General features: G+C 55.3%; 16 protein-coding genes. 7 read left to right on the forward strand and 9 right to left on the reverse strand.

From position 1 onward, the window contains the following. Nucleotides 1-117 precede the first annotated feature (117 nt). The 3 genes from VQ830_RS11460 to VQ830_RS11470 are packed head-to-tail and all read left to right on the forward strand — an operon-like array spanning nucleotide 118 to nucleotide 3,542. Complete coding sequence (locus tag VQ830_RS11460) at nucleotides 118-1,512, forward strand: UDP-glucose dehydrogenase family protein (RefSeq protein WP_337268240.1); 1,395 nt, start codon at nucleotides 118-120, stop codon at nucleotides 1,510-1,512. A gap of 21 nt (nucleotides 1,513-1,533) precedes the next feature. After that, nucleotides 1,534-2,511, forward strand: coding sequence for an MDR/zinc-dependent alcohol dehydrogenase-like family protein (locus VQ830_RS11465; RefSeq protein WP_337268387.1), 978 nt, complete (start codon nucleotides 1,534-1,536; stop codon nucleotides 2,509-2,511). Next, nucleotides 2,508-3,542 carry a Gfo/Idh/MocA family protein gene (locus VQ830_RS11470; protein ID WP_337268241.1) on the forward strand — a complete coding sequence of 345 codons (1,035 nt, stop codon included), beginning with the start codon at nucleotides 2,508-2,510 and terminating at the stop codon, nucleotides 3,540-3,542. Before VQ830_RS11465 ends, VQ830_RS11470 begins: the two co-directional genes overlap by 4 nt. Nucleotides 3,543-3,682: 140 nt before the next feature. On the opposite strand, the gene VQ830_RS11475 is transcribed toward VQ830_RS11470, so the two are convergent. After that, nucleotides 3,683-4,042 (reverse strand): response regulator, encoded by a 360-nt coding sequence (locus tag VQ830_RS11475; RefSeq protein WP_337268242.1) that lies wholly within the window; start codon nucleotides 4,040-4,042, stop codon nucleotides 3,683-3,685. Between the two features lie 40 nt (nucleotides 4,043-4,082). Between VQ830_RS11475 and VQ830_RS11480 the strand changes: the two genes are divergently transcribed. Together VQ830_RS11480 and VQ830_RS11485 are read left to right on the forward strand one after the other, a co-directional pair. Continuing rightward, nucleotides 4,083-4,262: a hypothetical protein gene (locus VQ830_RS11480; RefSeq protein ID WP_337268243.1), complete on the forward strand. Its 180-nt coding sequence runs from the start codon at nucleotides 4,083-4,085 to the stop codon at nucleotides 4,260-4,262. 11 nt (nucleotides 4,263-4,273) lie between these two features. Continuing rightward, a complete protein-coding gene (locus VQ830_RS11485; RefSeq protein ID WP_337268244.1) occupies nucleotides 4,274-5,074 on the forward strand; it encodes an SDR family NAD(P)-dependent oxidoreductase in 801 nt (266 codons plus the stop codon). 463 nt (nucleotides 5,075-5,537) lie between these two features. Here VQ830_RS11485 and VQ830_RS11490 read toward each other — a convergent pair whose 3' ends face one another. After that, complete coding sequence (locus VQ830_RS11490) at nucleotides 5,538-5,795, reverse strand: hypothetical protein (protein ID WP_337268400.1); 258 nt, start codon at nucleotides 5,793-5,795, stop codon at nucleotides 5,538-5,540. A 246-nt stretch (nucleotides 5,796-6,041) separates the two neighbouring features. Here VQ830_RS11490 and VQ830_RS11495 point away from each other — a divergent pair, with 246 nt between their 5' ends. Further along, entirely contained in the window at nucleotides 6,042-6,845 is an 804-nt protein-coding gene (locus VQ830_RS11495; RefSeq protein WP_337268245.1) for an SDR family NAD(P)-dependent oxidoreductase, read from the forward strand. A gap of 41 nt (nucleotides 6,846-6,886) precedes the next feature. Here VQ830_RS11495 and VQ830_RS11500 read toward each other — a convergent pair whose 3' ends face one another. From VQ830_RS11500 to VQ830_RS11520, 5 genes are all read right to left on the reverse strand, one after another. Continuing rightward, the gene (locus VQ830_RS11500) at nucleotides 6,887-7,744 is read right to left on the reverse strand and encodes an SDR family oxidoreductase (protein WP_337268246.1); all 858 of its coding nucleotides are present in this window, start codon (nucleotides 7,742-7,744) and stop codon (nucleotides 6,887-6,889) included. Between the two features lie 80 nt (nucleotides 7,745-7,824). Next, nucleotides 7,825-8,358: a DUF4142 domain-containing protein gene (locus tag VQ830_RS11505; protein ID WP_337268247.1), complete on the reverse strand. Its 534-nt coding sequence runs from the start codon at nucleotides 8,356-8,358 to the stop codon at nucleotides 7,825-7,827. A 162-nt stretch (nucleotides 8,359-8,520) separates the two neighbouring features. Beyond that, a complete protein-coding gene (locus VQ830_RS11510; protein ID WP_337268248.1) occupies nucleotides 8,521-8,883 on the reverse strand; it encodes a hypothetical protein in 363 nt (120 codons plus the stop codon). A gap of 30 nt (nucleotides 8,884-8,913) precedes the next feature. Then, a complete protein-coding gene (locus tag VQ830_RS11515; RefSeq protein ID WP_337268249.1) occupies nucleotides 8,914-9,090 on the reverse strand; it encodes a hypothetical protein in 177 nt (58 codons plus the stop codon). Between the two features lie 95 nt (nucleotides 9,091-9,185). Next, a complete protein-coding gene (locus VQ830_RS11520) occupies nucleotides 9,186-10,013 on the reverse strand; it encodes a manganese catalase family protein (RefSeq protein WP_337268250.1) in 828 nt (275 codons plus the stop codon). Nucleotides 10,014-10,291: 278 nt separating this feature from the next. Here VQ830_RS11520 and VQ830_RS11525 point away from each other — a divergent pair, with 278 nt between their 5' ends. After that, nucleotides 10,292-11,176: an MBL fold metallo-hydrolase gene (locus VQ830_RS11525; RefSeq protein WP_337268251.1), complete on the forward strand. Its 885-nt coding sequence runs from the start codon at nucleotides 10,292-10,294 to the stop codon at nucleotides 11,174-11,176. Between the two features lie 27 nt (nucleotides 11,177-11,203). On the opposite strand, the gene VQ830_RS11530 is transcribed toward VQ830_RS11525, so the two are convergent. Beyond that, a complete protein-coding gene (locus VQ830_RS11530; protein ID WP_438617736.1) occupies nucleotides 11,204-11,413 on the reverse strand; it encodes a hypothetical protein in 210 nt (69 codons plus the stop codon). Between the two features lie 187 nt (nucleotides 11,414-11,600). After that, nucleotides 11,601-11,933 carry a four-helix bundle copper-binding protein gene (locus VQ830_RS11535; protein WP_337268252.1) on the reverse strand — a complete coding sequence of 111 codons (333 nt, stop codon included), beginning with the start codon at nucleotides 11,931-11,933 and terminating at the stop codon, nucleotides 11,601-11,603. Between the last annotated feature and the right edge of the window lie 295 nt (nucleotides 11,934-12,228).

Raw genomic sequence — 12,228 nt, forward strand, 5'->3', positions numbered from 1 at the left:
TCAACATCTTCTTTGTCTTCTACTTCTTTAACTTCTTCAGGAACTCAACTGCCTCTTTCAAGTTGGGCGGCACTATCAAGATGTCAACAAACCATCCGAAACCGGAGAAGCGGACAGATGAAGATTGTGATGATCGGGGCCGGCTATGTGGGCCTGACGACCGGGACGTGCCTGGCTGAAATTGGTCACGAGGTATGCTGTGTCGATGTTGCCAAAGACAAAATTGAAATGCTCCAGACAGGCCGCATACCGATCTACGAACCTGGACTGTCCAAGCTGATCGACGCAAACAAACACAGCGGCCGCCTCGAATTCTCCGCAGACATTGCCGGCGCGGTCTCCAAGGCTGATCTCGTCTTCATCGCCGTCGGAACGCCTTCCACAGAGGAAGGCGATATCGATCTGACTTACGTCAGGGCAGCAGCCGAGGGTTTTGCCTCCCACCTGCGTGACGAAGCAATCGTGGTCATCAAATCGACGGTCGTTGCGGGAACGGCGCAGGCCATTCGAACCCTGATCGCCGAAAAACGGGGCGACGACGCAATAGCCGTGGCGTCGAACCCGGAGTTTCTACGGGAAGGAAGCGCCATTACTGACTTCATGCAGGCCGATCGCATCGTTGTTGGTGCAGATGATGAGCGTTCGGCGGAAAGTCTTGCCCGCTTGTATAAGCCTTTGGCAGATGCTGGCATCACTTACATTCGCACGGACACCATCAACGCGGAACTGATCAAATATACCGCCAATGCATTCCTCGCGCTCAAAATAGGCTTCATCAATGATGTTGCCAATCTTTGCGAAAAGGCGGGAGGCGATGTGCGCGCCATTGCCGAGGGTATCGGGCTTGATCGACGGATCGGCGAATCCTTCCTGCAGGCAGGCCCGGGTTTCGGCGGATCTTGTTTTCCTAAAGATACGCGCGCATTCGCTGCGACCGGCCGACGCTTCAACGCACCTCAGCCACTGGTCGAAACGCTGATCGATCATAATGAGCTGAGGAAAGCCGCGCTTGGAGAGCGCATCCTTGATGAACTTGGGTCGGACCCAGCCGGCAAGACGGTGGCTGTCCTCGGCACTGCATTCAAGGCGAACACGGACGACATGCGCGAGGCGCCTGCTTTAACGATCATTCCTTTGCTGCAGCGAGCTGGCGTTAAGGTGCGTGCTCACGACCCCAAAGCGCAGCAGGCCGCCGCGCGTCATCTGCAGGATATTCACTGGTGCGGTAGCGCCTATGAGGCCGCCGATTCGGCTGATGCGCTGGTGATCCTGACGGAATGGGAAGATTACCGGACCCTAGACATTGTTCGTATCGGCCGCTTGTTAAAGGGTCAGTCGATCATCGACTACCGCAATATGCTGAAGCCGAACGAGGTCGTCGCACAGGGGCTTCATTACGTCAGCATCGGACGAGCGAAAGCGAGCCCCAAACACACTGCAACAAAGACGAACGCTCGCTCCATGTCAGGTGCCGCGCCGACAACCTTGGGCGTTGCCGCCCTTCCATTTTGAGGGAGAAACCTCGTGGACATCATGCAGACAGAACACAAACTCATGGAAGCAATTGTAGTAACCGGGCCGGGAACAATCGAGCTTGTGAGCCAATCTCTTCCAGAGCCTGGTCAAGGGCAGGTGCGAGTCACGCTGGAGGGGTGCGGCGTCTGCGCGTCCAACCTAACCCCGTGGGCGGGACCGGACTGGATGAAATTCCCAACAGAACCTGGCGGGCTTGGCCACGAGGGCTGGGGGCGCATCGATGCTGTCGGAGAGGGCGTAATAGGACTGGCTGTTGGGGACCGGGTCGCTTCTCTTACGCACCATGCCTACGCCACTCATGACATCGCCGACGAAGACATGGTCGTGAAATTGCCGGCAGAACTCAATGGGCGGCCTTTCCCGGGGGAACCACTTGGCTGCGCCATGAATATCTTCAATCGAAGTAGCATTCAAAAGGGACATACCGTCGCGATCATAGGCATCGGCTTTCTGGGCGCTCTGTTGACGCAGTTGGCAAAGGCGGCCGGTGCGCGTGTCATCGCCATTTCCCGACGCGGCTATTCACTCTCCGTCGCAGAGCGGATGGGCGCTGACATCCTTATCCCGATGGAAGATCACTGGCAGATTATCGAAGAGGTCCGGCGCATAACTGACGGCAAGTTCTGTGATTGCGTCATCGAGGCCGTCGGCAAGCAATGGCCTCTCGATCTGGCCGCCGAACTGACGCGTGAACGAGGCCGACTGGTCGTTGCAGGCTACCATCAGGATGGCCCGCGACAAATCAACATGCAGCTGTGGAACTGGCGCGGCATTGATGTCATCAATGCGCATGAGCGGGATCCCGCCACGTATATGCAGGGTATGCGACAGGCGATCGATGCTGTGATGGAAGGCAGGCTGAAGCCCGATGACCTTTACACCCATCACTTTCCGCTGGAGAAGCTTGATGAGGCGTTGAACGCCACACGCGATCGTCCCGATGGGTTCCTCAAAGCATTAGTGACGTGCCAATGAACGAGATGACCATAGATCGTTCAGAGGCGTGCGTCATTCGTCCGGCTCGACTGGGCTTCCTCGGTGTCGGCTGGATTGGCCGCAACCGCATGCAAACCATCGTCGAAAGCGGGCTTGGGCAAGTTGCTGCCATTGCCGACCCCTCCGCCGAGTGCATCAGCCAGGCTGCGAGCTTGGCGCCTGCGGCTAAGATCGTTAACGGCCTGGACGCGCTTTTGGCTGAAGACCTTGACGGTATCGTCATTGCCACCCCGAGCGCTCAGCATGCCGAGCAATCGCTGGCAGTCCTACGAGCGGGTATGGCGGTTTTCTGTCAAAAGCCCTTGGGCCGGTCCGCCGAAGAGGTCAGCGCGGTGGTGGCAGCCGCGCGTCAAGCCGATAGATTGCTCGGCGTCGATCTTTCCTATCGCTACACGCGCGGCATGCAGCAAATCCGCGAGCTCATCTCTAGCGGGGCACTCGGCAATGTCTTTGCGCTCGACCTGACATTCCACAACGCCTACGGGCCCGACAAGCCCTGGTTCTACGATCGAACCCTATCAGGCGGAGGTTGTCTCATCGATCTTGGTATTCACCTTGTCGATCTCGCCCTCTGGGCTCTTTCCTTTCCAGAGGTTGTCAATGTCAACAGCACTCTTCTAAAGGATGGCCGGCTGCTGTCTTCCAATGCCAACGATGTCGAAGATTTTGCCTTGGCAACGCTGACCCTTGAAACGGGAGCTGTCGTCCGGATTGCCTGCTCATGGCGCCTTCAAGCGGGCTGCGATGCAGCGATAAGCGCCGACATCTTCGGAACCAAGGGAGGTGCATCATTTCGCAACAGGAATGGCTCATTCTATGACTTTGACGCCCACCGCTTCTACGGCACGAAGCGAGAGGTTCTGACCGAACCGCCAGACGAGTGGGGTGGGCGAGCAGCCGTCGATTGGGCTCGGAAGCTTTCGCAAAACGCTACGCGCTTTGATCCTGAGTGCGAAAATCTGGGAAAGGTGGCTAAGGTGCTTGACCGGATCTACGGCTATCAAACTTGATGGTGCGCAGCGCCCTTTTTAAGAGGGGCGGCCTTGGCTATTCATCATCATCTCATTGGGCATTTGCAGAGGCGTTCAGCGTTAAGACAACCTGACACTGGCGGAATTTGCCAGTGTCAGCGTACGATCGAGAACTGCTGTCACACGACGCCGAAGCGGCTTTCGCTGGCGGTCTGAAGAGCCGCGGCGATTTGCTCGTCGGTAAACGGCTTTCCGACCACCGCAATTGCTCCCTCTCTCCCTGTTCCGACGTCCAGAGGACTGCCTGTCACGAAGATGACGCTAATTCCAAACCTATCGATCAAACGACGCGCAAGTTGAGGCCCGCTCGCTCCGTCTGCCAATCCTAGATCGACAAGCGCAATATCGGTTCGGGGAGCGTGGAAAAGAGCCTGCTCAATTGTATAGACAGGCCCCAGAACCTTATGGCCAGCCTCCTCTGCAATGCGCTGAAGCTCAATGGCAATGATGGCCTCATCTTCCACAACCAGTACGTTCATCGATATTTCTCCTCCGCATATCCCTTATTTGGCAAGGTGGATGATCTTTCGCAAGGGTTGCGGCTTGATCCTTTTGTCTCATGCCACCGCAATAGAATTGCACGGCACCATTCTGCATTGGAACATCGGCCTGTCTCATTTGTTCCGCTCGCAGGGAAAACTGATTTCGTTGATCGATGCCGGTAGCAAAAAGCAAGCTGGTCTCGCCATCGCATCATAAAGGAGATCTTGATGGTCGACAAAGACAGCGCTCCACTGGCAGTGGTCACGGGAGGTTCTACCGGCATCGGATACGAACTAGCCAAACAGATGGCAGGCCATGGTTATGATGTGCTTTTGGCTGCGGAAGATCCCGTTCGGCTGACCGAAGCTGCCAGGCATTTGCAGGAATACGGTCAACAGGTCATGACCCATTCGGCAGACCTTTCCTCTGAGGAGGGTGTCGATAGCCTTTTTGGCACGATCACAGCACTCGGGCGGCCCGTCGATATCCTATGCGTTAACGCGGGAGTCGGTCTTGGCGGCGCCTTTGCCGACACAGAACTTCAACGCGAATTGAAGATGATCGATCTCAATGTTCGTGGCGCAGTACAGCTAACGAAACTTGTGGTTCGTCAAATGGTTGCAGAAGATAATGGAAAGATCCTCTTTACCTCCTCCATCGCTGCGACAATGCCGGATCCGTTCGAAGCTGTTTATGGTGCTACGAAGGTCTTCTTGCGTTGGTTCGGCGAGGCGCTCCGCGACGAACTGAAGGAAACGAACGTAGGCGTTACGGTTTTGATGCCAGGCGTGACAGACACGAATTTCTTCCAGCGCGCCGAGATGATGAATACCAAAGCCGGCACGATGAAGAACAAGGACGATCCTGCCGTGGTAGCGGAGGCCGCATTCAACGCTCTCTGGCAAGACGACGACAAGGTCATTCCCAAGATGAAAAACAAAATCATGGGTGCTGTCGCATCACTTCTTCCAGATCCCGCAGCAGCGGCAGCGCATCGAAACATGTCGAAGCCTGGTTCGGGCAAGTGAGACGAGGCCATGTCAGACCGTGATAAAATAACACAAGGTACCAATGACCGCTCCGTTGATGAAACGATCGCACAGAGCGGCCCGGGTTTGCCGGATGAGAGCAGTCTTGGACCGACATCATCGAGACCGAAATCAAAGAACAAAGTGAGGCTTTTCTGAAGCGGCAGAGAAACACCGATGCGAAGAAGGGGCGAACATAATGGCCGATGAAAAGCCTCGTTACGGGTCCGCCGAGCCAACCACTGCCTATGAGGGAACTCCGAAAGCCGGACCTTCTTCAGGTCGGGCAAACTCAGCTTGGGCTTTACTGATCGCCGCCGCATTCGTCATTATCGCTGTGGCTGCGGTCATGTTCTGGCCGACTGCCCAAACGTCGCCCTCGTCAGAGGGCTCGGCAGGATCTGGGCCGGTTGGAACATCTGGTCCGGCCCAGCAGAGTCGTTGATCTTACAGTAAGCGCAAGTCAATCTTGCTCCCGTACGCCCGGCGTGGCTTCACGCTGATCGGCGTCTTCGAGGTCACTTTTGACTACAAAGGCGTCCCCATGCTGGCGTCTTGCCTCCCTCATTGTCTCGATCTTCGAAAGATCATCTCCACCGACATCATCACCGTGTTCGATCTGCGCGTTCATTTCTCCCACGCCGGCCTGCAAGGCTGTAGTCTTGACGTCAAGCGCGGAAGCCTTCTTGTCGTTGTGAAGCGCGTTCTTGTCCTCTGACATAACATCTCCTTTCGATCACCATCAGGTAACCGATGGCCAATCCCAATGTTCCGTAATTTGCTTCGATGGCCTTTGCGCCGGGATCATTCGGCTCGGATGGAAGTTCGTTCTCTGACTTAAGGTCGCGGGTAGAGCGTCTAAACGCGAACCGACACGCTGTTTATCGCAAGGGCGTCGAGCCCAAACAGTTCCGCGGCAAACAAGACGGCGGCTTAAAGGTCGTTACAAACCCCTGAGGAGACTATCATGGCATCTTCTGCACAGCCCAAAGGGCTTGCCGTTATCACCGGCGCCTCCACTGGCATCGGCTATCATCTCGCGCAGTGCGCCGGGGCGGATGGCTATGACCTTCTTGTCATTGCCAACGAACCCGCCATTGAGAGCGCCGCTCAGAGCCTGCGAGCTTCTAGCGGTCGCGTTGATGCGCTTGAGACAAATCTTTCAACACCAGAAGGTGTCGATAAACTCATGGAGTGGCTGGCAGCAGACGGGCGCTCCGTCGACATCTTGATGGCGAACGCCGGTGTCGGCTTCGGAAACGATTTTCTCGATCAGGATATTGATGATGTTTTCAAGGTCGTCGATACCAACATCAGAGGAACACTCGACGTCATTCATCGGATTGGCAACCAGATGCGCAGCAGCGGATCAGGCAGGATCCTCATCACCGGCTCGATTGCGGGCTTTGTTCCAGGTAGTTATATGGCGGTCTACAATGCCAGCAAATCCTTCCTGAACAGCTTCTCTTTCGCGCTGCGAAATGAATTGCAAGACAGCGGCGTGACGGTTACGTGCCTCATGCCCGGCGCCACTGAGACCCCGTTTTTCGAGCGCGGTGGTCTCCTCAACACGGCCATGGGTCAATCCAAGAAAGACGATCCCGCAGACGTTGCACAGAAGGGCTACAAAGCTTTGATGGCTGGCGAAGGTGATACCGTAACCGGCTTGACCAACAAGGTGATGAGTTCACTTGCCAATATCATTCCTGCCGGTTTCCTAGCTGAAATGCAGGCGAAAGTCACGAAACCGGGAAGCGGCAAAGATGCCTAGGGGACAGAATGGCAAGCCGCGTTTCGCGGCTTGCCAGCTAATCAGATGATGGGTTTACCGCCCGTTACGGCGATGGTTGCGCCCGATACATAGCTCGAGAGCGGATCTGCCAACATGACATATGCGGTTGCCAGTTCAGCGGGCTGGCCAGCCCGCTTCATCGGAACTTGCTTCCCAAAATTTTTCACCGATTCCTCTGGCATCGTCGAAGGAATAAGCGGCGTCCAGATGGGACCGGGCGCTACCGCGTTAGCGCGAATGCCTTTTTCGGCCAACATCTGCGCAAGGCCTGCGGTAAAATTCTGGATGGCACCCTTGGTGGTAGCATAGGCAAGCAGAGAAGGGTTTGGACTATCCGAGTTGATCGATGCTGTGTTGATGATCGCACTGCCCGGCTTCATATGCGGAACTGCCGCTTTGGTCAGATAAAACATACCATGGATGTTGACCTTGAACGTCAGCTCCCACTCCTCATCCGTGATATCTTCGATGCTCTCGAAGGTTCTTTGATGGGCTGCGTTGTTGACGAGTATATCGATGCCGCCAAGTTCCCTGACGCTCATCTCGATGATCCTGCGGCAGTGTTCTGGGCTTTGAATGTCACCGGGGGCGAGAACAGCCTTCCGGCCCGCCTCTTCCACGAGCCGCTTCGTTTCCTCAGCATCTTCATGCTCTTCCAGATAGGCAATCAAAATGTCAGCACCTTCGCGAGCATAAGCAATCGCTACGGCGCGCCCAATACCGCTATCGCCACCGGTGATAACTGCGCGCTTGCCTTTCAAGCGATCAGAGCCGCGATAACTTGTCTCGCCGTGATCTGGAATAGGGTTCATTTTGTTCGTCAGACCAGGCATCGGCTGCTGCTGCGCGGGCTGTGGAGGTGTGGGATGGTTGACCATTACAGTCTCCTTCTCCTGGATTGAAAAAGAATGCCGACAAGATTGATTGTCGGCATCGCGATCAAAGGCTTAAGCAGCGATTACTGATTGAGCTTTTTTGCCATTTCGAGGTGATGTTCCAAGGCAGGTCGCGTCTGCGTGGCCCACGCCTTCAGGCCGGAATTGTCGCCTCCATCGCCATAACGCTTGAAGAGATCGACCGCCTGTTCATGGGCCTTTTCTTGGTCGCTGTGGTATTGCTTGACGAAGTCAGCGCCTTGAAGACCTTTCAACTTGTCGAACATGCTTTGATGCGCCGAAATCATCTTCGTCGGGATCTCGGCCTTCACCTTGCCAGAAGACACCATCTGCTTCAGTTCATTGGTGGTTTTCTCGTGATCGTTGATCATCTGCTGCGCAAAAGCTTTGGTTGGAGCGTCGCCGCGTTCCAGCGCAAGTTTGCTGGACTCGATCTCAAACATGTCGCTCGATGCCGCTTCAGTGACAAAATCCGCAGTCTTTGGAGCCACGCCGATGACGGAGTTGATCCCGGTCTTCTCTGCAGTGGACTGCGCCAGGACAGGTCCGGAGATCAGCGCCGCTGCGGCCACTGAGAGAATAAGAGCGTATTTCATATATTTTCTCCTCGTGAAATTAGCTCTCGTCCAACTCTAACGCCTATCAAGTGTTCCATTGTTTTTAGACCAACTATGATCCAATCGGAGATATTGATCACTCCATCGTTGCGCCCGGCTTTTACGAAGCTCGCGAAATAGCAGGTGAGGAAGAGTGCTCGCCTAACGCGGGTATAGCCACGTCAAAAAAGCCAGCCCCAACGCGATCAATGCCAGCACCGGAGTAACTACGAAGAGGTAACCTACCCTACCGGTTTGCGATTCAGTACGATTTGTGACCGGCTCCTGCATGGCGACGTCAAAGTTCTTTTCGCGGTCCTGACGTGCCGTCGCCTGTGTCTCGCGTGCGATGTCGGCCTGCTCGCTTGACATCGGTGATCCGGCGGCCTCGGCGTCGGTTTCCATAGGCGCAAGAGCCGGATCGAAGCCCGCGCGGATATCTGCTGTATGTCCGGCTTGAATATCGCCACGAACCTGGGAAGGCGTTGAGCCCTTGTTCTCTTTCGTTTCTCGACTCTCTGCCATATTTTCCTCCACTTGCACTGCGGCTCGATCTCAGCCGCCCTTGATGGTCCCGTAGATGACGACAGTCAGATAAAGAGCAAAGGCCAAGGCTAGTGCGCCCATAAAGAAGAAGGCGAGACCTCGACCGGCGGACGCTTTTTTCGCTCTTTGCTTTGGGTCGTGTGTGTCGGGCGCAATACCCGGTTCGCGTTCAGGGGGAAGTGTCATAATGCATCTTCCTTATGATGGTCGGCAAGGCCGACGTCGATATAAACCGCCTCGCCGCAAGGCGAGACGGCGCTCCGATCTGAGCACTGATCCAATTACATCTCTTGCTCTTTCTGCGCTCCGCTTCCAGGCTTGGCAGGGGATAGAACCGGCTTTTGTCCAAGAGCTGTCATTGGCGAAGTTTTGAATTCGCCTTTACCGTCAACCGACTGGCCGCTAGACCACCGGCCGCCCGCAGGCTCCTGGCCATCCACCTGGAAGCCGAGATAGGCGTAGCTGAACTCGCGGTTTTCCTCTTCCTGAGGGAAGCTGTTTGGAATAGGGAAGACGCCTTTGGATCCGCCGAGTTCTTCCAGTGCCGCAAGCCACTGATTCTGGTGCATGGTGTCACGCGCGATCAGATAGGAAAGCATATCCTTCATGCCGGCGTCGCTCGTCATATTGTAAAGGCGCACGGCCAGAACACGCCCTGTCGACTCAGCTGCAACATTGGCCGTCATATCCGCGGCAATGTTCCCGCTCGCATAGATATGCGACATGTCGAAGGGAACACCATCGGAATCGACAGGCATTGCAGACAGACCAGCCGACAGGAGGTTTTTGAGATTAAGGCCTCCCAGAACGGCCCCACCGATAGGATCCGCTGCAATGTCCTCCTTAACCTTCAGGGGCGCGCCCTCCAAATTCATGGCAACGGCTGTGGCAAGCATTTCGATATGCCCCAGTTCTTCGGCTGCTGTGTTCATCAACAGGTCACGGAACTTGGGATTGCCTCGGGCACCACAGGCTTGGAAGAAATACTGCATGGCGACGCGGATTTCGCCTTCGATCCCGCCGATGGCCTGCTGAAGGGCACGGGCAAACAATGGGTCGGGCGTTTCTACGCGGACCGGATATTGGAGCTTTCCGTCGGTGTAAAACATAAGGCTTTCCTTTTCTTGAGGGGTCTGCTTGATGTGTGGAAAGCCGTCCAACAAGCGGACTGGTGTAATGTTTCCCCCGAAGGACTTTTTTTAAATTTTGCGTTTTGCAAGCTTCATCGCAGCCGCAGGTGGTGCTCGGAGAATGTGGCTGAGCACAAGGCACCGCCACAGGAATGCGCGTCTCCGCAACGCTTAGCGTATTCCGTTCAAGCTAACGCGCTTGTGCGGGAACAAGGGCGAATTCTCCCTGTTGGACGAGCTTATCAAGGGAGACATCTATGACTTTACAACTCGCGCTCACAAAAAATGACTTAGCGCCCGCGACTGAGTCCGATGACGGCACGACAGTGGTTGCTTCCGACCTTGCCTATAAGAAACTTTCGATCGTGAATGTTGTCTTTTTTGGCAATCCGCAAAGAGATGGGGGCTGGGTGTTGATAGATGCAGGTCTTCCCCTCTCTAGTAAGACGATCATCGACTGCGCAGAACGTCGTTTCGGTAAGACAAAGCGGCCGCTCGCCATCATCATGACTCACGCGCATTTCGATCACGCCGGATCATTGGAGACGCTGGCTCGCCACTGGGAAGTGCCCATCTATGCGCATCCATTAGAGTTTCCATATCTGAACGGGCAAGCTTCTTATCCGCCAGCCGACCCCACCGTCGGGGGAGGTGCGATGGCTTTACTTTCGCCGCTCTTCCCGCGTTCACCGGTCGATGTATCAACGCGGCTTGAAAGCCTTCCTGCCGATCAGAGTGTCCCGGGTATGCCCGGCTGGATATGGCTTGCGACCCCTGGTCATTCACCCGGCCACATTTCCCTATGGCGAGAAAGCGACCGTACGCTTATCGCAGGCGATGCCGTCATCACGACCGGACAGGAATCTGTTTACGAGGCCCTAATGCAGGAGCCGGAAATTCATGGACCTCCGGCTTACTTTACACCCGATTGGGAGGAAGCCGAGCAGTCTGTGATCGCAATCGCCCGTTTGGAACCGGAGCTGTTGATCACCGGGCATGGCGCACCAATGAAGGGCAATGACATGCGCAAGGCTTTGAAAGAGCTGGCGCATCATTTTCGGGAGATCGCGGTGCCGGATGGCGGCACCTACGCCGTTGATCCCGCTAAAGCGGGGAAAAATAGCAATGACGCCTACCGCTAAGATAGGCGTCACCTCAGTTGCCGGGTGTCAAACTGCATTGATGCTCGGCAGAAAATCTTCGACCTGTTTACGACGGTCTTCATCAAGCGAGGCGATGTTCTCAGCCCAGAACTTTTCTGCTTCCGGCGAATCTTGATCCCATTGGCGAACATTGGTGATGTTGTCGTCAATCTTGGATTTGCGCTGACCACCGAGTTTCACATATTGATCGGCCAGTTCTTTTGCCTCATTTTTCATAGAAACGTCCATCCTCATTGCGTTGCTGGGGGAAATCGGTGCTAGTAACCCAACGTTGTAGGAACTCCAAAGTTTCCCTTGACCGTATTCGGCCTCTCATTTTGCCGTGGGGTCGTGTTCAACTTGATATCGAAGTGATGCGGGCTAGAGGGACAGGCGATCACAATCTTTTCGCTCTTTTGTTTCATCAGGCCGCCATCTTTCGGCAACTTGCCGTGCACTTCCGGCAGATATCGACACAGTGTTCCATTCCGCCCAATCTCTCGCAGTCAGCGGCGCACAATCCGCAAATTTCCGCACATTCCCGGCAAACATGCTTATGATGGTCAGAGTCGATCAGCATGAAATGGGCGGCCGTTCTGCAAATCTCAGCGCATGCCATCATCAGCCGGAAATGATGCGACTCCACATGTTCACCACCGGTTTCCAGGCAATGATTCATAGCAGTCGAGGTGCAGGTGCTGTAGCAGGCGAGGCAAAGCTCTACGCAGCGCTTCATGTCATCGCTTAGATGGGTCATTAGAGATCTCCAATGTTGGACATTCCAACCAAAACAGATCACCGATGTTCCCCGTCATCTGTTCGCTCCAGTGGAGTCGCTCTGGTGACTAGGCAAACTCCTATCAGATCTCTGTCCATTTTCCTCCTAGAAGCTCCTTGCGAACCACATGCCTGAGGAACTTCATCCTCCCTTCTTTGTTTTGACGCGGACGTGCCCGAGCGATATGCGGCGGACCAGGAAGGAAGCACTGCAATGGCTGGCGAGCATGCCGCGCGGACAGCACAGGAACATTGGAAAAGCCCTTACCGCCTGA

This window comes from Oryzifoliimicrobium ureilyticum (assembly GCF_037199735.1).
Lineage (GTDB): Bacteria > Pseudomonadota > Alphaproteobacteria > Rhizobiales > Rhizobiaceae > Rhizobium > Rhizobium ureilyticus.

Bases quoted from the DNA above. Each gene is read 5' to 3' on its own strand.
- VQ830_RS11460 (WP_337268240.1), top strand. From the start codon at position 118: ATGAAGATTGTGATGATCGGGGCCGGCTATGTGGGCCTGACGACCGGG.
- VQ830_RS11465 (WP_337268387.1), top strand. From the start codon at position 1,534: ATGCAGACAGAACACAAACTCATGGAAGCAATTGTAGTAACCGGGCCG.
- VQ830_RS11470 (WP_337268241.1), top strand. From the start codon at position 2,508: ATGAACGAGATGACCATAGATCGTTCAGAGGCGTGCGTCATTCGTCCG.
- VQ830_RS11475 (WP_337268242.1), bottom strand. From the start codon at position 4,042: ATGAACGTACTGGTTGTGGAAGATGAGGCCATCATTGCCATTGAGCTT.
- VQ830_RS11480 (WP_337268243.1), top strand. From the start codon at position 4,083: ATGATCTTTCGCAAGGGTTGCGGCTTGATCCTTTTGTCTCATGCCACC.
- VQ830_RS11485 (WP_337268244.1), top strand. From the start codon at position 4,274: ATGGTCGACAAAGACAGCGCTCCACTGGCAGTGGTCACGGGAGGTTCT.
- VQ830_RS11490 (WP_337268400.1), bottom strand. From the start codon at position 5,795: ATGTCAGAGGACAAGAACGCGCTTCACAACGACAAGAAGGCTTCCGCG.
- VQ830_RS11495 (WP_337268245.1), top strand. From the start codon at position 6,042: ATGGCATCTTCTGCACAGCCCAAAGGGCTTGCCGTTATCACCGGCGCC.
- VQ830_RS11500 (WP_337268246.1), bottom strand. From the start codon at position 7,744: ATGGTCAACCATCCCACACCTCCACAGCCCGCGCAGCAGCAGCCGATG.
- VQ830_RS11505 (WP_337268247.1), bottom strand. From the start codon at position 8,358: ATGAAATACGCTCTTATTCTCTCAGTGGCCGCAGCGGCGCTGATCTCC.
- VQ830_RS11510 (WP_337268248.1), bottom strand. From the start codon at position 8,883: ATGGCAGAGAGTCGAGAAACGAAAGAGAACAAGGGCTCAACGCCTTCC.
- VQ830_RS11515 (WP_337268249.1), bottom strand. From the start codon at position 9,090: ATGACACTTCCCCCTGAACGCGAACCGGGTATTGCGCCCGACACACAC.
- VQ830_RS11520 (WP_337268250.1), bottom strand. From the start codon at position 10,013: ATGTTTTACACCGACGGAAAGCTCCAATATCCGGTCCGCGTAGAAACG.
- VQ830_RS11525 (WP_337268251.1), top strand. From the start codon at position 10,292: ATGACTTTACAACTCGCGCTCACAAAAAATGACTTAGCGCCCGCGACT.
- VQ830_RS11530 (WP_438617736.1), bottom strand. From the start codon at position 11,413: ATGAAAAATGAGGCAAAAGAACTGGCCGATCAATATGTGAAACTCGGT.
- VQ830_RS11535 (WP_337268252.1), bottom strand. From the start codon at position 11,933: ATGACCCATCTAAGCGATGACATGAAGCGCTGCGTAGAGCTTTGCCTC.